The 424-nt window shown below is 72.6% G+C and carries 1 protein-coding gene; it reads left to right on the top strand.

Annotated features, from left to right (window positions below):
- On the top strand, positions 1 to 388 hold a 388-nt coding region (locus ACG2DA_RS23075), incomplete at its 5' end, for a hypothetical protein (RefSeq protein ID WP_395259068.1).
- Between the last annotated feature and the right edge of the window lie 36 nt (positions 389 to 424).

Here is a 424-nt window from a genome sequence, read left to right as displayed (position 1 = left end):
GGCGGTCGCCGGGGCGGCCGCGGCCGCTCAACCGGCGGGCGGGGAGCCGCAGGACATGTGGCGGGCCTGGGCCGTGACGAAGGGCCAGCGGACGCGGCTCCGCGTCGAGGGGATTTATTCCCAGGGCGGCCCCGGCACGGTCGCCCTGCTCCGGCCGGCGGTTCCCCAGGGAACCAACCCCAAAATCCTGCTGCTCAAGCTGTCGACGGCGTCGCTACCCGGGGTGTGGCCCGCCGTCCTGACCCCGATCCCGGCGTGCTACACGAAGGGCGGGTATCAGGGGGAATACGACTCCGTGCAGGTGGTTTATCCGGACGGCAGCTCCAGGACGATCGAACAGATCACGGACGCCGGCACAGGGCCGAAGGGCGCCGCACAGTCGAACTGAGGCGGGCGGCGGCGAGGCGTCGAGCGTCCCGGACGC

Origin of the sequence: Alienimonas sp. DA493 (assembly GCF_043951915.1) — a bacterium.
In the GTDB taxonomy this organism is placed as follows: domain Bacteria; phylum Planctomycetota; class Planctomycetia; order Planctomycetales; family Planctomycetaceae; genus Alienimonas.
Note: the sequence above shows the minus strand (reverse complement) of the source record. Positions and strands in the feature narration are given on the sequence as shown.